24 protein-coding genes are annotated in these 21,712 nt (G+C 56.1%); 20 read left to right on the forward strand and 4 right to left on the reverse strand.

What is annotated here, in order from left to right; genetic code table 11:
* Positions 1 to 175: 175 nt before the first annotated feature.
* Both KO486_RS11110 and KO486_RS11115 read left to right on the forward strand, forming a co-directional pair.
* Positions 176 to 1,408: an acyl-CoA dehydrogenase gene (locus KO486_RS11110; RefSeq protein ID WP_216037289.1), complete on the forward strand. Its 1,233-nt coding sequence runs from the start codon at positions 176 to 178 to the stop codon at positions 1,406 to 1,408.
* 118 nt (positions 1,409 to 1,526) lie between these two features.
* Positions 1,527 to 2,477: a hypothetical protein gene (locus tag KO486_RS11115; RefSeq protein ID WP_216037290.1), complete on the forward strand. Its 951-nt coding sequence runs from the start codon at positions 1,527 to 1,529 to the stop codon at positions 2,475 to 2,477.
* Here KO486_RS11115 and KO486_RS11120 read toward each other — a convergent pair.
* Positions 2,474 to 2,755 carry a hypothetical protein gene (locus KO486_RS11120; RefSeq protein WP_216037291.1) on the reverse strand — a complete coding sequence of 94 codons (282 nt, stop codon included), beginning with the start codon at positions 2,753 to 2,755 and terminating at the stop codon, positions 2,474 to 2,476. The genes KO486_RS11115 and KO486_RS11120 overlap by 4 nt on opposite strands.
* A gap of 141 nt (positions 2,756 to 2,896) precedes the next feature.
* Here KO486_RS11120 and pyrC point away from each other — a divergent pair, with 141 nt between their 5' ends.
* The 18 genes from pyrC (at position 2,897) to KO486_RS11210 (ending at position 19,269) form a co-directional block, all read left to right on the forward strand.
* Positions 2,897 to 3,946 carry a dihydroorotase gene (pyrC, locus tag KO486_RS11125; protein WP_216037292.1) on the forward strand — a complete coding sequence of 350 codons (1,050 nt, stop codon included), beginning with the start codon at positions 2,897 to 2,899 and terminating at the stop codon, positions 3,944 to 3,946.
* 19 nt (positions 3,947 to 3,965) lie between these two features.
* Positions 3,966 to 4,640: an orotate phosphoribosyltransferase gene (locus tag KO486_RS11130; protein WP_216037293.1), complete on the forward strand. Its 675-nt coding sequence runs from the start codon at positions 3,966 to 3,968 to the stop codon at positions 4,638 to 4,640.
* Between the two features lie 189 nt (positions 4,641 to 4,829).
* Positions 4,830 to 6,317, forward strand: coding sequence for a replicative DNA helicase (locus KO486_RS11135; RefSeq protein ID WP_216037294.1), 1,488 nt, complete (start codon positions 4,830 to 4,832; stop codon positions 6,315 to 6,317).
* 42 nt (positions 6,318 to 6,359) lie between these two features.
* Positions 6,360 to 7,397, forward strand: coding sequence for an alanine racemase (gene alr, locus KO486_RS11140; RefSeq protein ID WP_216037295.1), 1,038 nt, complete (start codon positions 6,360 to 6,362; stop codon positions 7,395 to 7,397).
* Entirely contained in the window at positions 7,394 to 8,182 is a 789-nt protein-coding gene (locus KO486_RS11145) for an ABC transporter permease (protein WP_216037296.1), read from the forward strand. Before alr ends, KO486_RS11145 begins: the two co-directional genes overlap by 4 nt.
* A complete protein-coding gene (locus KO486_RS11150) occupies positions 8,179 to 8,925 on the forward strand; it encodes an ATP-binding cassette domain-containing protein (RefSeq protein ID WP_216037297.1) in 747 nt (248 codons plus the stop codon). The genes KO486_RS11145 and KO486_RS11150 overlap by 4 nt, the downstream gene beginning before the upstream one ends.
* Positions 8,926 to 8,940: 15 nt before the next feature.
* A complete protein-coding gene (locus KO486_RS11155) occupies positions 8,941 to 9,147 on the forward strand; it encodes a hypothetical protein (protein ID WP_216037298.1) in 207 nt (68 codons plus the stop codon).
* Positions 9,148 to 9,494: 347 nt separating this feature from the next.
* Positions 9,495 to 10,199 (forward strand): DNA repair protein, encoded by a 705-nt coding sequence (locus KO486_RS11160; protein WP_252734649.1) that lies wholly within the window; start codon positions 9,495 to 9,497, stop codon positions 10,197 to 10,199.
* An 82-nt stretch (positions 10,200 to 10,281) separates the two neighbouring features.
* The gene (locus tag KO486_RS11165; RefSeq protein WP_216037300.1) at positions 10,282 to 10,734 is read left to right on the forward strand and encodes a paraquat-inducible protein A; all 453 of its coding nucleotides are present in this window, start codon (positions 10,282 to 10,284) and stop codon (positions 10,732 to 10,734) included.
* Entirely contained in the window at positions 10,731 to 11,687 is a 957-nt protein-coding gene (locus KO486_RS11170; protein ID WP_216037301.1) for an alpha/beta hydrolase, read from the forward strand. The genes KO486_RS11165 and KO486_RS11170 overlap by 4 nt, the downstream gene beginning before the upstream one ends.
* Positions 11,688 to 11,760: 73 nt before the next feature.
* Positions 11,761 to 13,125, forward strand: coding sequence for a DNA repair protein RadA (gene radA, locus KO486_RS11175; RefSeq protein ID WP_216037302.1), 1,365 nt, complete (start codon positions 11,761 to 11,763; stop codon positions 13,123 to 13,125).
* A gap of 18 nt (positions 13,126 to 13,143) precedes the next feature.
* The gene (locus KO486_RS11180; RefSeq protein WP_216037303.1) at positions 13,144 to 13,725 is read left to right on the forward strand and encodes a CvpA family protein; all 582 of its coding nucleotides are present in this window, start codon (positions 13,144 to 13,146) and stop codon (positions 13,723 to 13,725) included.
* Positions 13,726 to 13,923: 198 nt separating this feature from the next.
* Complete coding sequence (purF, locus tag KO486_RS11185) at positions 13,924 to 15,381, forward strand: amidophosphoribosyltransferase (protein ID WP_216037304.1); 1,458 nt, start codon at positions 13,924 to 13,926, stop codon at positions 15,379 to 15,381.
* 141 nt (positions 15,382 to 15,522) lie between these two features.
* A complete protein-coding gene (locus tag KO486_RS11190; protein WP_216037305.1) occupies positions 15,523 to 15,786 on the forward strand; it encodes a hypothetical protein in 264 nt (87 codons plus the stop codon).
* Between the two features lie 41 nt (positions 15,787 to 15,827).
* A complete protein-coding gene (locus tag KO486_RS11195; RefSeq protein WP_216037306.1) occupies positions 15,828 to 16,466 on the forward strand; it encodes an SDR family NAD(P)-dependent oxidoreductase in 639 nt (212 codons plus the stop codon).
* Positions 16,467 to 16,570: 104 nt separating this feature from the next.
* Positions 16,571 to 17,356: a 5'/3'-nucleotidase SurE gene (surE, locus tag KO486_RS11200; protein ID WP_216037307.1), complete on the forward strand. Its 786-nt coding sequence runs from the start codon at positions 16,571 to 16,573 to the stop codon at positions 17,354 to 17,356.
* Positions 17,357 to 17,361: 5 nt separating this feature from the next.
* On the forward strand, positions 17,362 to 18,003 hold the full coding sequence (locus KO486_RS11205) for a protein-L-isoaspartate(D-aspartate) O-methyltransferase (RefSeq protein WP_216037308.1): 642 nt from the start codon (positions 17,362 to 17,364) through the stop codon (positions 18,001 to 18,003).
* A 60-nt stretch (positions 18,004 to 18,063) separates the two neighbouring features.
* Positions 18,064 to 19,269 (forward strand): peptidoglycan DD-metalloendopeptidase family protein, encoded by a 1,206-nt coding sequence (locus KO486_RS11210; RefSeq protein WP_216037309.1) that lies wholly within the window; start codon positions 18,064 to 18,066, stop codon positions 19,267 to 19,269.
* Here KO486_RS11210 and KO486_RS11215 read toward each other — a convergent pair.
* The 3 genes from KO486_RS11215 to tatB are packed head-to-tail and all read right to left on the reverse strand — an operon-like array spanning position 19,266 to position 21,684.
* A complete protein-coding gene (locus tag KO486_RS11215; RefSeq protein WP_216037310.1) occupies positions 19,266 to 20,102 on the reverse strand; it encodes an ATP-binding protein in 837 nt (278 codons plus the stop codon). The two genes, KO486_RS11210 and KO486_RS11215, sit on opposite strands and share 4 nt — an antisense overlap.
* Positions 20,099 to 21,040, reverse strand: coding sequence for a twin-arginine translocase subunit TatC (locus tag KO486_RS11220; protein ID WP_216037311.1), 942 nt, complete (start codon positions 21,038 to 21,040; stop codon positions 20,099 to 20,101). The genes KO486_RS11215 and KO486_RS11220 overlap by 4 nt, the downstream gene beginning before the upstream one ends.
* Positions 21,037 to 21,684, reverse strand: coding sequence for a Sec-independent protein translocase protein TatB (gene tatB / locus KO486_RS11225; RefSeq protein ID WP_216037312.1), 648 nt, complete (start codon positions 21,682 to 21,684; stop codon positions 21,037 to 21,039). Before tatB ends, KO486_RS11220 begins: the two co-directional genes overlap by 4 nt.
* Positions 21,685 to 21,712: the final 28 nt, after the last annotated feature.

Below are 21,712 nucleotides of genomic sequence, written 5' to 3' on the forward strand. Positions count from 1 at the left end.
GATCAGATTTGTTCTGCGGTATCACGCCTGCCCGTTATTGTCCGCCCGAGAGGATCGATCGAATTGCTCCTTGGATATTGTTTCCAGTCCCGCATCTAACCCTACGATATTTGAGTCGTGCATTGTTCGACTGCATTGGTCAGGATAAGTTAACGCACGACATTGGGGGACAATGATGAGTGAGTCGAAACCTAGCCAAACGGGGTCAAAGTCTGGCCACGGGCCTGATCTCTCTGCCTTTGATTGGGCAGATGCCCTACGGCTCGAAGATCAACTTTCCGAGGACGAACGTATGCTTCGGGATGCGGCGCGCACTTTCGCGCAAGACACCCTTCAGCCCAAAGTACGCGACGCCTACCGTGATGAAACTGTCGACAGCGATATCTTTCGCGAAATGGGTGCGGCTGGGTTACTTGGCCTGACCATCCCCGAAGAATACGGCGGTCTGGGTGCGGGCTATGTCACTTACGGGCTTGTGGCGCGTGAAATCGAACGCGTGGACAGTGGCTATCGCTCCATGATGTCGGTGCAGTCATCCTTGGTGATGTATCCGATCAACGCCTACGGGTCCGAAGACCAAAAACAGAAATATCTCCCGGGATTGGCCAGCGGTGCGCTGATTGGCTGTTTCGGATTGACCGAACCTGACGCCGGCAGCGACCCCGCCGGCATGAAGACCCGCGCCACCAAAACCGCAAAAGGCTACAGCCTGAGCGGGTCAAAGATGTGGATTTCGAACGCGCCCATTGCCGACGTCTTTGTCGTTTGGGCCAAATCCGACGCCCATGATGGCAAGATCCGTGGCTTCATCCTTGAGAAAGGCATGAACGGCCTATCCGCCCCCAAGATTGGCGGCAAGCTGTCATTGCGGGCCTCTGTGACAGGTGAGATCGTTATGGACAGTGTCGAAGTTGGCGAAGACGCGTTGTTGCCCGACGTTCAGGGCCTCAAGGGTCCGTTCGGCTGCTTGAACCGCGCGCGCTATGGCATTTCTTGGGGCGTTTTGGGCGCTGCGGAATTCTGCTGGCACGCTGCTTTGCAATACGGGTTGGACCGCAAACAATTCAACCGTCCGCTTGCCCAGACACAGCTGTTCCAGAAAAAGCTCGCGGATATGCAGACCGAGATCACACTTGGATTGCAATCTGCCCTGCAACTTGGCCGATTGATGGATGCGGGCAAAGCCGCGCCGGAAATGATCAGCATGATGAAACGCAACAACTGCGGCAAAGCACTTGATGTGGCGCGGGCGGCGCGGGACATGCATGGCGGTAACGGTATTTCGGACGAATTCCACATTATGCGTCATATGGTGAACCTTGAAACAGTGAACACCTATGAAGGCACCCATGACGTTCACGCCTTGATTTTGGGGCGGGCACAAACCGGCCTACAGGCGTTTTTCTAATGTCCACAAAACGCCCCAGTCAAACGCACAATCGCCGCATCGGCCTCGCAATTGCGCCCTATTGTGCCCCTAGCAAAGCCGCCTGTGAGTGGGATCACATTTTGACCGAGTATGTACGATGAAAGATATTATGACGTCCTTTGCCTACGATCTTGGCAGCCTGAGTCGCGCTGACTGGATCGAGCGGGTCGAAGACATCACCGACGAACACGGTCACGCAGAACCCGTGGGTCCCGACCATTTCGCCTACCTCATTGATGCTGGCCGCACTTTGTTTGTGACCTTTGAAAGCATCGCATCGGTCCGAAAGGCCAATGATGAAACAGCCCCGATCGGCTGGGGCTTTGTTCAGACTCATGGCTGGTCCAGCCTGACCCTTATGGCGTCATCAGATACCGATTGGTTCCGTCATCCTGCGATGTTTGGATACTTTGATCGTCTGATTGACGACGGGTTCTTTGACGACTTCGATCAGGTTTTGTTTTACGGGGCGGGTGCTGCGGGCTATGCGGCGGCTGCTTTTTCTGTTGCTGCACCTGAGGCTAAGGTCTTGGTGATCCAACCACAGGCGACACTTGATCCAGGCCTTGCCCGTTGGGATCACCGCTACCCCGAAGCACGCCGCCTCGATTTCACCAGCCGTTTTGGCTACGCGCCCCAAATGGTCGAAACCGCCCAAACCGTTTCAGTGGTTCATGATCCATCAGTTATTGAGGATGCGATGCACGCATCTTTGTTTAACGGCGAAAACACCAACCACTACAGTTGCACCTATCTTGGCCCCAATGCCCAGCGCGGGTTACTCGGGATGGATGTGCTACCTGAATTGATTGAACAAGCGATGGACGACAACCTGACGCGCGACAGCTTTGCGCAGCTTTGGCGGGCGCGTCGCACCCATATGCCCTATCTGCGCACGCTTATGCATCGCACCGAAGCCGCGGAAGGTCACGAGCGCATGTTGGCGCGGTATTGCCGCCAAATCAGCGGCACTGGCGACCGTCCGCTGTTCGCCGAGAAGCTCGCTCAATTGCAAGCCAGCGGCGTCAACATTACGGCTGGCAATTAGCCTTTGCGATTTTCAAGGGCGCGCTGCCCCCAGCGCAAAAGACGCATACCGAAATAACCCAACGTGCCCCCAATCGCGAGGCTTAGCGGCGTGCCCGTGCTGAACACAGCACAAAGGACGCCCGCAATGATCATGGCGACCATAAAGGCCAACGTGCGCAGTTCACCTTCGGCAAGCTCAATCGAGTCGCTCAGCATTCCAGCGATGGGACGCGCGATCGGGCCTTCGAGCATTGGCGTGACGCCACCGGCAATTAGTGCAATCAGAAATCCAAACATAGACATGTCCTTTCGGGAACAATTCATGGCGTGTTTAACAGGATTTCGCAAACTCGCACGCTTTAGACAAGGGGCGGTTTGGGGGGAATTGTCAAACCGATCCCTCTGGTCAGACGGCGGCGGGCGGTGTAAAGGGCGGGTATGCCCAAACAAAGCCCAGATAGCCTGACGATCCGCCGCCCAGATGACTGGCACCTTCACCTCCGCGATGGTGCAATGATGGCCGCCGTGACGCCTCACACAGCCGCTCATTTTGAACGCGCGATTGTAATGCCCAACTTGGTGCCACCCGTTGTGACAGGGGAGCAAGCCGCCGCCTACCGCGACCGCATCATGGCATACGTCCCCGAAGGGTCCAACTTTCGCCCGTTGATGACATGCTATCTGACCGAAGATACTGACCCAGAAGACATCGCAAAGGCCCACGCTGACGGCATCATCACCGCAGTCAAACTGTATCCAGCGGGCGCGACAACGAACTCCGCCTCTGGTGTTTCGGATTTCGACAAAGTCCGACCCGTGCTGGAAAAAATGGCCGAAATCGGCCTGCCGCTGTGTGTGCATGGCGAAGTCACTGACCCGTCGATCGACATCTTTGACCGCGAGGCCGTCTTTATCGATAAGGTCTTAAAACCTATCCGTAAAAAGACGCCAGACCTTCGGGTCATCATGGAACACGTCACAACAGAGAACGCCGTTGATTACGTCCGTGATAGCCGCTCAAACCTTGCCGCGACCATTACGACCCACCATTTGATCATCAATCGCAACCACATCCTCGCCGGTGGGATCAAACCCCATTACTACTGCTTGCCCGTCGCCAAGCGTGAAAAGCACCGCATTGCTTTGGTGCAGGCTGCGATTTCCGGTGACAAACGGTTCTTCCTTGGAACGGATTCCGCGCCGCACACGGATGCCAATAAATTGCTGCCCTGTGGCTGTGCCGGGTGTTTCACCGCCATCAACACCATGTCTTGCCTCGCAGAAGTGTTTGACGCCGCAGGTGCCATCGACAAGCTGGAAAACTTCACCTCGCTAGCGGGCCCGCGCTATTACAACCTGCCACCCAATGAGGCCACGATGACCCTGACCAAGGGCGAACCCGTCAACTACCCTGCTACAGTCGATACCGGCGATGGCCCTGTCACAGTGTTTGACCCAGGCTTCCCGCTTCATTGGCGCGTTGAATAACCTAAACCGAAAGAGAACCATGATCCCTACGTCTTTTCCTGACAAAGCCGAAATCGCCCGCCTGTCCGCACGTATGCTGATTGAAATCGGCGCGATCGATTTCAACGCAGCCGAGCCCTTTACACATGCGTCCGGCAAGAAGGCTCCGACTTATGTGGATTGCCGTAAGCTGATTTCCTTCCCGCGCATCCGCAGCACCTTGATGGATTTTCTGGCCGTGACCACCATGCGCGAAGTGGGTTTTGAGGCCTTTGACAATATCGCAGGCGGGGAAACCGCGGGTATTCCGTTTAGTGCTTTGATGGCGGAACGTCTTGCATTGCCAATGACTTATGTGCGCAAAAAGCCCAAGGGCTACGGCCGCAACGCGCGTATCGAAGGCGTGATGACCGAAGGCCAGCGTGTTTTGTTGGTCGAAGACCTTACAACCGACGGCGGCAGCAAACTGTCCTTCGTAGACGCGATCCGTGAAACTGGTGCGACCTGCAACGCGACCGCTGTGATCTTTTACTACGGTATTTTTGAAGGCGTCGAACAAACCTTGGGCGATCATGGCGTTCAGCTCATCAGCTTGTGCACATGGTGGGACGTTCTGGCAGAAGCCAAGGCATCCGAATCCTTTGACGCGGACACACTGACCGAAGTCGAAGCCTACCTGCGCGATCCAGCAGGTTGGTCAGCGGCCCACGCGTAAACATATAAAATAATTTGAATGGGTTTCAGCCCATTCGCCACAACATACAGCAGTCATACCCTATTAAATTGCAGTATGTTGTGGCACAGTTTCGCACAGCGACCTATCCACAGGTTATACAATTTGCCTCGTTGAGGCTGGTTTTGTATGACAGCGCAGCGGTGGGACGCGCGATCAAGGGGCACTCAGATGAACGAAGTATCAACATTCAACGCAACAGGCGTCGCAGAAGCGAACGTTGATACTGCCCCTCATTCTATCGAAGCCGAACAGCAGCTTTTGGGCGCGATCCTGACCAACAACGATATCTTTGACCGCGTTGCGTCTATCGTTGGCCCTGATCATTTTTATGATCCCGTGCATGCCCGTATCTTTGAGACCGCTGCCGCACGTATCGCCAAAAACAACCTCGCGTCCCCTGTGACGTTGAAAGCCTTTCTTGAAGACGACGAAGGCCTAAAAGAACTCGGCGGTCCGGCCTACCTTGCGCGCCTTGCCGGTGCGGCGATTTCCGCCTTTGCCGCCCGCGACTACGCACAGATGATCTATGACCTTGCCGTACGTCGTGAATTGATCACCGTCGGCAACGACATCGCGTCCAAGGCCAAAAAGGTCGATGTGGCAAGCGAGCCGAAAGAACAAATCGTCGAGGCCGAACAAGCCCTTTATAAGCTGGCAGAACAAGGCAGTTCCGAGGGCGGGTTTCAATCCTTCCTGAAGGCCGTCACGGAAGCCGTTAACGTCGCCAACTCCGCCTACCAGCGCGAAGGCGGTTTGGCAGGTGTCGCAACGGACCTTATCGACCTGGACAACAAACTTGGTGGTTTGCACAAGTCTGACTTGTTGATCCTTGCGGGTCGCCCATCGATGGGGAAAACCTCGCTTGCGACCAACATCGCCTATAACGTCGCCAAGGCCTATAAAAAGGGTCTTCTGACGGACGGAAGCGAAGGCGCGGTTGATGGCGGTGTCGTCGGGTTCTTTTCCCTCGAGATGTCGGCAGAACAGCTTGCTGGTCGTATTCTTGCGGAAGCATCCGAAATTTCGTCCCACAAGATTCGCCAAGGTGACATGACCGAAGGCGAATTTCGCCGTTTCGTAGATGCCGCTAAATCCCTTGAGGCCTGCCCTCTTTATATTGATGACACGGCTGCGATCCCGATCAGCCAACTGTCCGCCCGTGCGCGCCGCCTGAAACGGACCCATGGCCTTGATCTGTTGATCGTGGACTACCTGCAGCTTGTGCGCGGGACGTCCGACAACCGTGTTCAGGAGATCGGTGAAATTTCCATGGGTCTCAAGGCGATTGCCAAGGAACTCAATATCCCTGTTATCGCCCTGTCCCAGCTGTCGCGTCAGGTTGAAAGCCGCGAAGATAAACGCCCACAATTGTCTGACCTTCGTGAATCTGGTTCGATCGAGCAAGATGCCGACGTTGTTATGTTCGTATATCGTGGTGAATATTACACCGAGCGCGAAAAGCCTGAGGATTCCAACCTCGAGGCGATGGCCACGTGGCAACAAAAGATGTCCGATCTGTTCGGCAAAGCCGAAGTCATCATCGGCAAGCAGCGTCACGGCCCGATTGGCACCGTGGAATTGTCGTTCACGCCCGAATTCACCCGCTTTGGCAACCTTGTGAAACCTTGGCAGCAGAACGGCGATCAAGAATTCTAAAGGCGGCTTGCCCCTCAACGCACAGGCTGGCACAACACCGCAATGAGTACAGGTTTCTTATCAGTTGATTTAGATGCGCTCGCCACAAATTGGCGCGCGCTGGACGCAATGACAGACGCTGAAACATGCGCCGTCGTAAAGGCCGACGGCTACGGTCTCGGCGCGGGTAAAGTCGCCCGTGCGCTGGCTAAGGCAGGCGTGAAACGGTTCTTCGTTGCCGTCGCCGAAGAAGGCGTAGAATTGCGCCAAGCCCTTGGTCCGAATGTGGAAATCTGTGTATTTTCCGGCCACATGCGCGGTGATACCGACATGATCGCTGATATGGTCCTGACACCGATGTGCAATACCGTCGGCCAGTTGACCCGCCACCTAGAAGCCCTGCCCGAACACCCCTTTGGCGTTCAGCTCGATACGGGCATGAACCGCCTTGGCCTTGAGATTGGCGAATGGGCGAGCGTCGCAGAGATTGCTTTGGCGCAGAACTGCCGCCTTGTGATGTCCCATCTGGCCTGCGCCGATGAGCCGGACCACCCGATGAACCGCCAGCAACTTGAACAGTTCCATTTGATGACAGATGGAATTTCGGTTCCGCGATCTTTGGCGGCGACGGGAGGTATCCTGCTTGGGCCTGAATACCATTTCGATCTCACCCGCCCGGGCGTTGGTCTTTATGGCGGCATGCCCTTTGCGGATGCGCAGCCCGTGGCCTTCCTCGACTTGCCCGTCATCCAGATTCGTGAGCTCGAAGTGGGTGAAACCGTTGGCTACGGCAATGCATGGACAGCAAAACGCCCATCCAAAATTGCAACCGTTTCAGGGGGTTACGCTGACGGATTGCACCGCGCATTATCCGCAGGTGTTGACCTGTGGCACGGCAGCCAATCGGTGCCCGTTGTCGGGCGCGTGTCCATGGATTTGATCACCGTTGATGTGACGGACCTACCCGAATTGCCGGGTTCGCTGTCTGTTTTGGGCCCCGATCAAACAGTCGATGCCTTGGCCGCCAAAGCGGGCACAATTGGCTATGAAATCCTGACCTCGCTCGGGGCGCGTTATGCGCGTCGGTATGCTGGCGGATGATCGCTGCTGTGTCCTCATTTCTGGCATCTCTCGGAGCAGCATTTCTTGGGGTCTTGGCATCCGTCGGACGGTTGGGCGTTTTTACGGGCCAGACCATCAGCCACTTGGTTCGTCCACCATTTTACGGCCGCGAATTTGCCCATGCTCTCTTGCAGATCGGTTTTTTCTCCTTGCCCGTCGTCGGACTGACCGCCCTGTTCACCGGTGGTGCGCTTGCTTTGCAAATCTACGCTGGCAGCGCCCGTTTTAGTGCCGAAGCCGTGGTTCCGCAGATCGTCGCCATCGGCATGGTGCGCGAACTTGGCCCTGTCTTGGTCGGACTGATGATCGCGGCCCGCGTGACGTCGTCCATCGCCGCTGAGATTGCGACGATGAAAGTAACCGAACAGATTGACGCTTTGGTGACGCTCTCGACCCACCCGATGAAATACCTGACCCTGCCCCGCGTGCTGGCGGCGACGCTGGTGATGCCGCTGCTTGTTGGTGTCGGCGATATCGTGGGCATTTATGGCGGGTATCTTGTCGGTACGGGCCGACTTGGCTTTAACGCAGCCGCTTACCTGCAAAACACCGCGGATTTCCTAGAGCCTTTAGATGTCATCTCATCTTTGGCGAAAGGCGCTGTGTTTGGGTTTATCGCTGCTCTCATGGGCTGCTACTACGGCATGAATTCTGAACGCGGAGCCATGGGTGTTGGGCGCGCAACAAAGTCGTCCGTTGTCGCGGCTGCGATCCTGATCTTGGCCGCAAACTTCCTCCTCACGGAGGCGTTTTTCTCAGCATGATTACGATTGAAAACCTCCATAAGTCTTTTGGCAGCAATGCCGTTCTGCGCGGGGCCAATTTGCACGTCCCCAAGGGCGAAAGCATGGTTGTGATCGGCGGCTCCGGCACGGGAAAATCTGTTCTTATCAAATCCGTACTAGGTCTTATTCAACAGGACAGTGGTTCTATTACTGTGGACGGTAAGGATGTGAACAAGGGCGATCGTGATGCGTTCTTGGCGCGCTTTGGAATGCTGTTTCAAGGTGCTGCGCTATTTGACAGTCTTCCTGTCTGGCAAAACGTCGCCTTCCGCCTTTTGCGTGGATCCCTAAAGAAACCCAAAGACGAAGCCCGCGCAATCGCCATTGAAAAACTGCGTCGCGTCGGGCTGACGGAAGACGTGGCCGACCGCCTCCCAGCCGAACTGTCTGGCGGTATGCAAAAACGTGTCGGTCTGGCCCGCGCAATCGCGGCCGAGCCCGAGATTATCTTTTTCGATGAACCGACGACCGGGCTTGATCCAATCATGTCTGGCGTCATCAATGATCTGATCCGTGAAATCGTGACCGAAATGGGCGCGACGGCCATCACCATTACCCACGACATGACATCCGTTCGTGCGATTGCAGATAAGGTCGCCATGCTCCACGCTGGTAAAATCCGTTGGAGCGGCCCAGTGGGCGACATGGATGCATCCAATGACCCTTATGTGGATCAATTTATCCATGGACGCGCAGAAGGCCCGATCGAAGCGGTTCGCTGATCAAAGGGTGGAATTATGGATCTCGTGATTGCAGTCGTTTTAGCCGTCGGTGGTGCCCCTCTTGGCGGGTTACTTTTGCTCATTGGGCTTGTGGGGCAGTTCTGGAATCCCTCAAAGAAACCGCGCATCTGGCCAGCCATTTTGATGATAATTGGTGTCCTTCTGCTGATCGCTGCCGCCTCTATGTATTCGGCCTTATCGCAAACCAATTTTAGCCTGTAGGCGCCCATTCGAATCGCAACACTGTGTGCTGCTCCCGAACAAACACTACATTTTGAAGGTCAGGCTTGATATCGGCCCGATACGAAGCTTCTACCCCAGATAAAGGAGGTGGAAAAACCAGAGCACATCATCAGTTTACCGCCAAATCCTCCAACAATCCGGCCAATCGCCTGTTATTGTTCCGGTTTTCCTGACCATGCTGCTTTTTTGGGTAATTTCCCCTTGGGACCTCGGCAGGAAACCGCCTAAGATGGGTTAACGTTTAATTAGTGCATCACAACTTGGGGGTGAATGTGTCCGATCTGTCTTTGGTGGCACGTAGCCACCGTGGTCTTCATTTTGTTTCAATGACTTTGATCGCTCTGATCGGTCTGGCTGCGGTCGCGTATACTTTGGCCTGCGCGTTTGGTTTGGCCCCTTGGCTGACCTTCACGGCAGTCTTTGGTGAGTACACCGTTCCGAATGCTGGTTTGGTCACTCAGATCGTATTGACAGTCATCCTCGCATCGCTGTTCTTTTTCATGCCCAGCGCAGGCCGTATTATGTCGCTTGAACGCTCCCACCGGAACTTCAAACTCAGCATGGAAGATGTCGCACGCGCCTATCACCTGTGTCACACGGCTGACCGTTCTGGTGTGTTCACCATGAGCAGCGAATTTGACGCTGTGCGCGAACGCCTGTCCTACCTGCGCGATCATCCTGATCTGGATCGTCTTGAACCGGCCGTTCTGGAATTGGCCGCACAGATGTCCCAGCAGTCCCGTGAATTGTCTGATATCTACAGCGATGAAAAGGTTATGCGGGCGAAGACGTTCCTGACCCAACGCCAAGAAGAGGCAGAGCGCCAGCAAACCCTGATCGTCGAAGCGCACCACGCGCTGCGCGACATCCGCAAGTGGTCCCAACAGGTGGAACTGGAAGAAAGCGTTGTTGCCAGCCAGTTGAGCCAGTTGGAAGAACAGCTTGAGGCAACGTTACCATCCCTTGGTTACACCTTGGGCAAGGAAAGCGCCGAGATCGTCAAAATGCCACAAAAGCCGGCTGCCGAATAATCCGACCTTTTTCCCCTAAAGTAACACCTTGTGGCGACCCGCCTTGGTCGCCACATAGTCCTCATAAAACGAGGACTTCTTGATGATCAACGCACTTCGCATTGCGAACCTATCGCTTCTTATCCTTTTCCCGATTGCATGGTTCGCCCCCCTCTTGCGGGCTGCCCTTTTGCCGATCTTTGGTATGGACGAAATTTCGGTTATTTCGGGCCTGCAAAGCCTTTGGGGCAGCGACGTCTTTCTGGCGTTGATTGTCACGGCCTTTGCAATCTTTGCACCCTACCTAAAAACCATCGGGCTTGCTTTGGTGCATTTTGATTTGCTTAAACCGCAGGTTCTGCCCGTCCTTGGCTATCTTGGTAAGCTGGCAATGGCCGACATTTTCCTGATCGCCTTGTATGTTGTTGTCGTCAAAGGGGCGGGTCGTGTAACGGTTGAGGGCGGATGGGGGTTGTATCTCTTTACAGGCTGCGTCCTTGCGTCAATTCTGGTATCGGTCCTGACTATGCGCCACATCAAAAAAGCCAAAGCGTGAGCCGCGCTATCCCCCTTAGTCGACGGGCCTTTCTGGGCAGCAGTACGGCTGCCGTGATGGCGGGCTGCGCACCGCGAGGGCTGTTTACAGCGCCGATCATTGGGGCTGTGACTGATACACAAAACATCCTGATGGCAACCAATCGGGCGACGTTCGATTCGACCGATCGCATTGATGGCCTGAATTTCTTTGATCTGGGCATCGCAGTGCCACGCAATCGCGCGCCCGGCGAAGTGCCTGTTGAAGGCCCAAATGCCTTTGCATTGTCTGAGCAGACCCAAATTTCCTCTGACACAGAATTGCGCCGCGCCTTGGGCTCATCGCAAGGCGATCCTTTGGTCGTTTGGGTGCACGGGTTCAACAACACCTCAGCCGAGGCCGTCTATCGCCACGCACAAATGGTAACCGATACAAACCTTAAGGGGCCGCAATTGTCGTTCGTGTGGCCGTCACGGGCATCCGCCAGCGGGTATCTGTTCGACCGCGACAGCGCCCTGCAATCAAGGTCAGCATTGGAAGACCTCTTCATCAGGCTGGGCCGCGTTTGGAACGGGCAGATCACCGTCGTTGCCCATTCTTTGGGGTGCATGTTAGCGATGGAGGCGCTGGTTCGGATGCGTCTCCAAAACCGCGCTGTCGTTCTCGATAGTTTGGTCCTTTTACAGCCCGATATCGCCCCCGAGGTCTTTGACTCGCAAGTGTCCGATATCTCTCCTCTCCCCAAAAGCTCCCTTTTAGTCATATCCGGTCGCGATCCGGCCCTGTTTGTTTCGGCCCGTTTGGCCCAAACCAGCAATCGGGTCGGAACCGACGTCGACCAGATCGAAAAATACGAAGACCAAGGTTTCCGCGTGGTCGACCTCACAGAGGTCGACGATGCAGGAGATAACCACCTTGTCGCGCTGACATCCCCCACGGTTCTCGAATTCATGCGCATATCGAACGCGGCCTGATTTCCCCGTCTGATTCCAAAGTCTATATCTACGGGACTCTTGCATTGCGCACGCATTAGAATAAAACGTGAACATGGCTAAAGATCTTACCTTCACCTGCACCGCCTGCAACGCCGCAACCAGCAAATGGTCCGGCAAATGTGACGGCTGCGGCGCATGGAACACCATTGAAGAGGTGAAGCCCCTCTCCGCGGGGCCCCGCAGCAAAAAAGCGATGGGCGCAGCACGGGGCAAAACCATCCCCCTTACCGACCTCGCGACAGAAGAAGCCGAACCACCACGCACCCTGTCTGGCGTTGGCGAATTGGATCGCACGTTGGGTGGTGGCTTGGTCAAAGCCTCGGCTATTCTTGTGGGCGGCGACCCTGGCATCGGCAAATCGACCTTACTGTTGCAAGCCGCCGCACGTTTCGCGCGCAATGGGCTGAAGGTTCTTTATATCTCGGGCGAGGAATCTCGCAGCCAAGTGCAAATGCGCGCACGGCGTTTGGGGCTTACTGAAAGCCCTGTAAAACTCGCGTCCGAAACCAACCTGCGCGACATACTGACGACGCTGGAAGCCGAAAAACCCGACTTCGTTATCATCGATTCCATCCAAACGATGTGGCTCGATACCGTTGAGGCCGCACCCGGCTCTGTCAGCCAAGTGCGATCTGCTGCCCATGAGCTGACGACTTTCGCCAAACTCAACGGCATTGCTGTCGTATTGGTCGGCCATGTCACCAAAGAAGGCGCCATCGCTGGGCCGCGTGTGGTGGAACATATGGTTGATACGGTTCTCTACTTTGAGGGCGAGCGCGGCCACCAGTTCCGTATCTTGCGCAGTGTTAAGAACCGTTTTGGTCCCGCCGATGAGATTGGCGTCTTCGAAATGACAGGCAAAGGCTTGGCCGAGGTCAAAAACCCCTCCGCGTTGTTCCTCTCTGAACGACAGCCCGCACCCGGGTCTGCGGTGTTTGCGGGCATCGAAGGGTCGCGGCCCGTGTTGTGCGAATTTCAGGCCCTCGTTGCGCCCTCCCCCCATAGCCAACCCCGCCGCACAGTTGTGGGTTGGGATGGCAGCCGTTTGGCGATGATCCTAGCGGTGCTCGAATCTCGTGCGGGGGTGCCGTTTACGGGGTTGGATGTGTACCTGAACGTCGCTGGCGGGCTGCGCGTGACCGAACCCGCCGCAGATTTGGCCGTTGCCGCTGCGCTGGTTTCCGCCCGTGAAGACGCCGCTTTGCCCAAAGACTGTGTTGTTTTTGGCGAAATCAGCCTGTCTGGGGCCCTTCGTCCTGCCCCTCAGACGGAAAATCGGTTGAAAGAAGCGTCAAAACTTGGTTTTACCTCGGCAATTACTCCGGTGCGTGCGAAACGTGGTGGGGACAGCGGGGTGGATTTGCGCGAGATGCGGGATCTGCACGCATTTGTTGAACAGGTATTCGGGGCGCGATAACCCCAAGCGAGGCGGACCATGGCAGACTTTACAATTATTGACGGCGTAGTCGCTGTTGTCATCGTTCTCTCGGCGTTGCTCGCCTATAGCCGCGGTTTGGTGCGCGAAGCACTTGCCATCGCAGGCTGGGTCATCGCGACCATTATGGCCTTTATCTTTGCCGACAAAGTTCAGCCGCTGGTCAAACAGATCCCTGTTGTTGGTGATTTTATTGGCGACAGCTGCGAATTGTCGGTGATTGCAGCCTTTGCAGCCGTCTTCGCGATCGTGCTTGTCATCGTGTCGATTTTCACGCCGCTCTTTTCCTCATTGATCCAGCGATCCGCCTTGGGCGGTCTTGATCAGGGTCTGGGTTTCCTCTTTGGCGCTCTGCGCGGCATCTTGTTGGTGGCTGTTGCCTTCTTCGTGTACCAAACGGTTCTCGAATCCCAAGACATTGAAATGGTTGAAAACTCTCGTGCGATTGCCGTGTTCTCCAACATGACTGGCAACATCGAAGAACGCGACCCAGAGGCCGCGCTTGGTTGGATCACAACCCAGTACGAACAGCTGGTTGGTCAGTGTAGCGCCCCTGAAGAGCCCGTAACGCCCGAGAACTAACTCCTCGGGGCGCCCACGTCCGCTTTAAATATCTACCGAAACGGCCCCCGAACTTGGCTGCCTGAAAAGGCAGGCAAGATGTGATCTATCTGTTCGTGACACCTCTGTGACAAACCGCTACACCCCTTCACATCTCATACCCCTCGGATTCGGAGCTTCCTCTTGTCCAATTCAGCGTCTCGTACCCTTCGCGACCGTATGCCACCTGCGCATCCCTTTGATGACGATAAACTAAAAGAGGAATGCGGCGTCTTTGGCGTCGTTGGCGTTGAAAACGCAGCCTCCGTCACAGCTCTCGGCCTTCATGCCCTGCAACACCGCGGCCAAGAAGCGGGTGGCATTGTCACCCACGAATTCGGCCAAGGATTTAGCTCTGCCCGCCGATTTGGGTATGTCCGCGACAACTTTACCGACGCCGAAACGATGGCCACCCTGCCCGGCCCTATCGGCATTGGTCATGTTCGCTATTCCACGTCGGGGTCCAAAGGGGCCACGCAGATCCGCGACGTTCAACCGTTCTTCGGGGAATTCTCCATGGGCGGGGCAGCAATTGCCCACAACGGGAACATCACAAACGCACTGGCCCTTCGCAAAGAACTGGTCGAACGCGGTTCCATCTTTCAATCCTCAAGCGACAGTGAATGTATTGTCCATTTGATGGCCCGTTCTATGGGCAAAAGCATTCCCGACCGCATGGAAGAAGCCCTTCGTAAGGTTGAGGGCGCTTTTTCCGTCGTCGCAATGACCCGCACAAAGCTGATTGGCTGTCGCGACCCACTGGGCGTGCGCCCCTTGGTACTGGGACAGCTTGGTGATGGTTGGGTTCTCGCGTCTGAAACCTGTGCGCTCGATATCATCAACGCCACCTTCATTCGTGAAATCGAACCCGGTGAAATGGTTGTTGCCACAACAAAAGGCGTTGAAAGCCACTTCCCGTTCCGCCGTGCGCCATCCCGTTTCTGCATTTTCGAACATGTCTATTTCAGCCGCCCCGACAGTATCCTTGGTGGGCGCAGCGTGTATGAAACCCGTGAAAACATTGGCCGTGAACTGGCTAAGGAAAACCCTGTTGATGCAGATCTCGTTTGCCCCGTACCTGATTCCGGCACGCCAGCGGCGATCGGGTTTTCGCTGGAATCCGGCATCCCTTATGCGATGGGCATCATCCGTAACCAATACATGGGCAGGACGTTCATCGAACCGTCTGAATCCATCCGTAACATGGGTGTGCGACTGAAACTCAACGTCAACCGTGCCTTGGTCAAAGGCAAACGCATCATTCTGGTTGATGATTCCGTTGTCCGCGGCACCACCTCTCGCAAGATCAAGGAAATGATCCTTGAGGCCGGCGCGGCTGAAGTTCACTTCCGGATCGCATCCCCGCCAACCGCTTGGCCGTGCTTCTACGGCGTTGACACGCCACAACGTGAAAAGCTGCTGGCCGCGACGATGTCTGAGGAAGAAATGCGCACCCATTTGGGCGTTGATAGTTTGAAATTCATCTCTCTGGATGGCCTTTACCGCGCCGTCGGCGAAGCATCGGGCCGCGATCCGTCTGCGCCGAAATACTGCGATGCGTGCTTTAGCGGTGAATATCCGGTGAAACCTTCGGACATGCTCGAACAAGGGTTTGAGATGAAAGCGGCCGCCGAATAGGCCCAGATCAGGGCTTAAACGAACGATCTTCCGCTTTCTCGGCGGATTCACGCCGCACTGCAGCATTTCTTACCTATGGGACTCGACGGATAGGCAATGAAGGCATACCTGCCCCGCCTGATCCCCTCATAGGCCGAGACAATGACAACCGAATCTTTCGCCACGACCAATGCCGTCACCGCAGAAGCCGCAACGCAAACGGTCCGAGCCCCGCTACGCCCAATGACACTTATTGGCGTTTTTCAAGACCCCGATAACAACCACATCCTCTTACGTGACCGATCAGGTGCCATCGTACGCTTAGAGACGGACACTCTCTTGGGTGACTTAACCCTCATTGGGATCGGTGACGGCTGGGCGATGGTGCAAGAGGGCGCGACAATCCACCGTCTCGTGATTGGATAAGTCACATTGCCATTTGGCGACGGGCGTCCTAATCAGGCCCTATGAAAACAGCTCTTATCACTGGCGCGTCACGCGGGCTTGGCGCCGCACTGGCAGAAGCCCTCGCCCCGACACATCACATCATCGCCGTTGGCCGCACGACTGGTGCGCTTGAAGACCTTGATGACCGTATCAAAGCCGCTGGCGGAGATGCCACATTGGCCCCGATGGACATTACCGTCGATGCTGCCATGCAGCAGTTGTGCCGATCCATTCATGATCGTTGGGGCGGTGTTGATATGTGGCTTCATACGGCCATCCACGCAGCACCGCTGACCCCTGCCCACCACATCAATCCCAAAGATTTCACCAAGTCGACGGATATCAACATCACAGCGACGTCGCGGCTGATCTCTTACGTTGCTCCCCTGCTGGGTGCGGACGGCAAAGCCGTGTTCTTTGATGATCCGCGTGAAGGCGCTGCATTCTTTGGATCATACGGTGCCAGCAAGGCCGCGCAAATTGCACTGGCCAAATCATGGGCTATCGAGACGGCAAAAACAGGACCAAACGTTCAGATCGTCACGCCAAACCCGATGCCAACAGCCACCCGGGCGCGTTTCTTTCCGGGCGAAGACCGCGATCCACTGGCCGACATCCACAGTGAAGCCGCCCGCCTGCTCCCACTGATCACAGGCTAGAGTCTTTGATGCAACGCCTGAGGGTCGGCGTTGCGTTTTCCCTGTCTCTTCCATTGCCGCACTGCCGCTGCTGACTTAACAACATAGAAAACAAGCAGGCGATCATGCGAATTCTAATAACCAATGATGACGGCATCAACGCGCCCGGACTGGCGACGTTGACCGCGATTGCCCATGATGTGGCTGGGCCGAGCGGCGAAGTCTGGACCGTGGCCCCAGCGTTTGAGCAATCGGGCGTTGGTCACTGCATCAGCTATTCCAGCCCCACAATGATTGCCAAACTGGAGGACCGCCGCTACGCCGCCGAAGGCTCCCCTGCTGATTGCGTATTGGCCGCCCTTTACGACGTGATGAAAGACGCCAAACCTGATCTGGTTTTGTCTGGCATCAACCGCGGCAACAATGCCGCCGACAACGCGCTTTATTCAGGCACCATTGGCGCCATCATTGAAGCCGCCTTGCAAGGTGTCCCCGGCATCGCCATGAGCCAGTTTTTCGGTGCAGATAACAGAGACCTCGACGATCCGTTCGAGGCGGCCGCGCAGCATGGCGCTGAAACCGTTCGGGCTTTATTGAACAAGGGCATTTGGACCAGCGACAGCTACCGCACCTTCTACAACATCAACTTCCCGCCCGTTGCCGCTAAAGATGTCAAAGGCCTGCAAGTCGCGCGCCAAGGCTTCCGCGATCAGACGAATTTCGGAATGGAACCGATGACCGCCCCGAACGGGCGCCGTTTCTTGTGGGTTACAGGTGGCCGCCAAGATCAAAAGACCGGCGCAGGCACGGACGTAACGGCCAACCTAGACGGCTATATTTCAATCACACCGATGCGCGCCGATCTAACCGCCCACGATGTCCTTGATGACCTAACTGAGCGTTTGAAATGAATGTCATGAACACACGCGCCGAACTTCAGATGCAATTCCTGTTCGCCCTTAGATCCAAGGGCGTTACGGATGCACGTGTCCTGACCGCGATGGAAAAAACCGACCGCGCCTTATTCGTCAAAGGCCACTTTTCGGACCGCGCCTATGAAGACATGCCCCTGCCAATCGCGTGCGGGCAAACAATCAGCCAGCCGTCCGTTGTTGGTTTGATGACGCAGGCGTTGCAAATTCAACCGCGCGACAAGGTCTTGGAAGTCGGCACAGGATCAGGCTATCAGGCCGCAATCCTGAGCCACCTTGCACGACGCGTTTACACCGTCGATCGCCACAAAACCCTGATGAACGATGCCCGCGCGATTTTTCAATCGCTGGACATCACCAATTTGACAGCATTCACCGCAGATGGGTCCCACGGGTTGCCCGATCAGGCCCCGTTTGATCGCATCCTTGTCACCGCAGCCGCTGAAGACCCTCCGGGGCCTCTTTTGGCGCAGCTTAAGGTGGGTGGTATTATGGTTTTGCCGGTTGGGCAGTCAGATTCTGTGCAAACGCTCATTCGGGTCACCCGAAACGAGACAGGTTTCGAGTACGAGGAAATTCGCCCAGTGCGCTTTGTCCCCCTGCTTGAGGGCTTGGGAAAAGACTAAAACACAGCTATAACGCAGGAAAAGCAGGGCAAAAGACCCCGCACATACGAGGAGCAAGGCATGGGCACGCCCGTTTATTCACGATTCCGCACCGCACTTTTGGCGTCTGTCGCATTAGCGACGCTGGCGGCCTGCGATGGCGAAGGCAACATCATCAAACAAGATTTTGACTGGGATATCCGTAACTTAGGTGGTGGATTTGACACAACCGATGCGGCGCGCAACCTTGCAAACAGGCCACGCCCAGATGATCGTGGTGTGATCTCTTACCCAAATTACCAAGTGGTGGTCGCTGAACGCGGCGAAACTGTTCGCCAGATCGCAACCCGCTTGAACATCGATGCCAATGCTTTGGCGGCCTACAATGGCGTGGACGCCGATATCGCGCTTCGTCGCGATGAAGTCGTCGCCCTGCCTGCACGTGTCGCCGAACCGTCACCCGCAACGGGTGCGCTGACCACAGGCCCGATCCAAGCGCCGAGCGTGAACGTCACAACACTTGCCTCTGACGCGATTGAGCGCGCAGGCGAGCAGACGACAACACCTACAGCCACAACACCGGCAACGGCCGCGCAAACTGGCATCGAACCAGGCCTGCACCGTGTCGCCCGTGGCGAGACAGCGTTCCAGATCGCGCGTCTTTATGATGTCCCTGTTGCAGCCTTGTCTGAATGGAACGGCCTCGGGTCCGATCTAACCGTGCGCGAAGGCCAGCAATTGCTGATCCCTGTTGCAGGTGCCACCCCACCCGCACAACCAGCCGCCGCGGTATCGACACCCGGCGAAGGGACACAAACCCCGACACCGCCAAGCGCTGTTGTGCCTCTGCCAGAAGTGGACGTTACACCACAAACACCAGAGGTCACGACTCCTGCCCCTGATATTGGCGAAATCACAACGCCAGCGCCCGCCACAAGCGCACCGTTTATCTATCCGGTGCAAGGCAGCATCATTCGTGAATACAACCCGGGCCGCAATGAAGGCATCGACATCAACGCATCCGCTGGCACGTCGGTTAAGGCCGCGGCAGCCGGGACAATCGCTGCGATCACGCAGAACACCAATGGTGCACAGATCATCGTCGTACGCCACACAGGCAATATCCTGACGGTCTATGTGAACGTGGAGAACCTGAGCGTTGAGAAAGACGACAGCGTATCCCAAGGTCAATCAATTGCGGATGTGGCCGCTGGATCACCAGCCTTCTTGCATTTTGAAGTGCGTGACGGGCTCGAAAGTGTCGATCCCGCAGACTACCTGCCCTAAACCGTAACGCCCTTGCGGCCAGCAAGGTCTACGAAATATTGCCAAGCAACGCGCCCCGAACGGGATCCGCGCGTTGCTTGCCATTCAATGGCTTCGGCGCGCATCGTGTCATCGTCGATCTGCACACCATGCGCATCGCAATACCCACGGATCATGTCCAAATACTGGTCTTGATCGCACGGATGAAATCCAAGCCACAGCCCGAACCGATCCGACAACGACACCTTTTCCTCGACCGCTTCGGACGGGGAGATTGCGGTTGAACGTTCGTTTTCGATCATGTCACGCGGCATCAAGTGACGGCGATTTGACGTGGCATAAAGCACGACGTTTTCCGGCCGCCCTTCGATACCACCATCCAAAACCGCCTTAAGCGACTTGTAGTGGGCATCGTCGTGACCAAAGCTCAGGTCGTCACAGAACATGATAAACCGCTCAGGACGTCCCCGCAGAAGCGCCAGACAGCGCCCGATGCTGGGCAAGTCTTCGCGCTGTACTTCAACGATTTTCAGTTTGTTATGTTTGGCTTGAACATCGCCGTGGATGGCTTTGACAAGGCTGGATTTACCCATCCCACGCGCGCCCCAAAGCAGTGCGTTGTTGGCGGGCAAGCCTTTGGCAAACTGGACCGTATTTGCGTGCAGCGTATCGCGCGACCGATTGATCCCGATCAGCAAAGACAAATCAACGCGGTTAACGGTTTGCACAGGTTCCAGACGATCCGGATTGGCGTGCCAAACGTAGGCCGCCGCGCTGAAGTCAGGCGCGGTCGCAGGTGCTGGTGACAATCGTTCCAGCGCATCTGCGATCCGGCCTAAGGTTTCATCATTCACGACGTGGACTCTTCGTCATTGGCGGGGTCTTCGTCTTCTTCATCATCCTCAAACCACAGGCCTTCGGCGCGCAGCTTGGCTTCGCGGGTCTTTTCGACGCGTTTTACCAACTGGATGGAAATCTCATAAAGACCGTAGACAACGACAAACAGGATAACCTGCGTGATGATATCCGGTGGCGTCACCAATGCAGCCAGCAGCAAAATACCGACAACCGCGTATTTACGTACATTGCGCAGACCTTCGGCGCTGACCAGCCCCGCCTTCCCCATAAGGGTCAAGAGAACTGGAAGCTGGAAACAAAGCCCAAAGGCCATGATGAATTTCAATGTTATATCGAGGCTCTCGTTCACCTTACCAAAGAAGGTAATACGGATGCCTTCGTTCGCAGTCGAAGCCGCAGCAGCAGGCGCGTCGCCCACGAAAGATGACATAAGATCCGCGATAAGGGACGGCACGTCAGCAAAGCCCAAGAAGAACGCCATCGCCAAAGGTGTCACAACGAAGTGCGCAAACGAGGCACCCAGCAGGAACATCACCGGAGACGCGATCAGGAACGGCAGGAACGCGCCCTTCTCTTTGCTGTAAAGCCCAGGGGCGACAAACCGCCAAAGCTGGTAACCAATCACAGGAAACGCCAAGGCAAAGCCGAACACCATCGAAATGCGGAACAGGGTGAACAGGTATTCCTGTGGCGACGTATATTGCATCGTCGGGGACGGATCGCCGAGTTCGCGCAGCGTGGCTTCAATCGGCTCAAGCAAGAACTGAAGGATCGGTTCTGCGACCGTAAAGGCGATTACAATGCCAACAATGAACGCGAGAACGGCGCGGATTAGGCGAGTGCGCAGTTCCGCCAGATGTTCAATCAGCGGCGCTGAACTGTCTTCCATTTCATCGGTATTCAGCCCGTCTTCGGACGTATCAGTCTGGCTCATTTCGCGTCCTTCGAGGCCTTAGCGGCCTTGGGCTTAGCTGTTTTTGCAGATGTTGCTGGCTTGGCCTTCGCCTTTGGCGCGGCCTTCTTGGCAGGTGCTTTCTTAGCGCCGGCTTTAGGCGGGGCTTTAGGCTTGGCGGCCGGTTTTGCGGCTTTCGCAGTCTTTGGCGCTGCCTTTGCAGCCTTTGGTGCGGCTTTCGCGGCGCCCGCTGGTGCTTTGGTTGCCGCTTCGGCAGCCTTTTCAGCCGCCACACGATCGTTGGCCGCTTTGGCCATGGCATCGCTCATCTTTTTGGCGGTCGCCTTGCGTTCGTCCGTCATGGTTGCACGCAGCTTGTCAGTCTCGTTTTCCGGCTTAGCATCAGGTTCAGGCATCGATCCGCCCTGCATCTTCGTTGCTTCGCGGATTTTGTCGACACCGAACTTCTGCGGATTAGCAGCCGCTTTAAGCGTCTTGTTGATGTCTTTGACGCCCGCCTCATCAGCGGCGGCATTCATGGCGCTGGAAAACTCCCGCGCCATGCCTTTGGCCTTACCCACGAATTGGCCAACTTGCCGGAACATACCCGGCAAATCCTTAGGACCAATGACAACCAGTGCCACGATCCCGACGACCAACATTTCCATCCAGCTTAGATTGGGCAAGACACGCCTCCGGTAATTAAGTGAGAAA

The sequence above is a fragment of the Octadecabacter sp. B2R22 genome (genome assembly GCF_018861045.1).
Lineage (GTDB): Bacteria > Pseudomonadota > Alphaproteobacteria > Rhodobacterales > Rhodobacteraceae > Octadecabacter.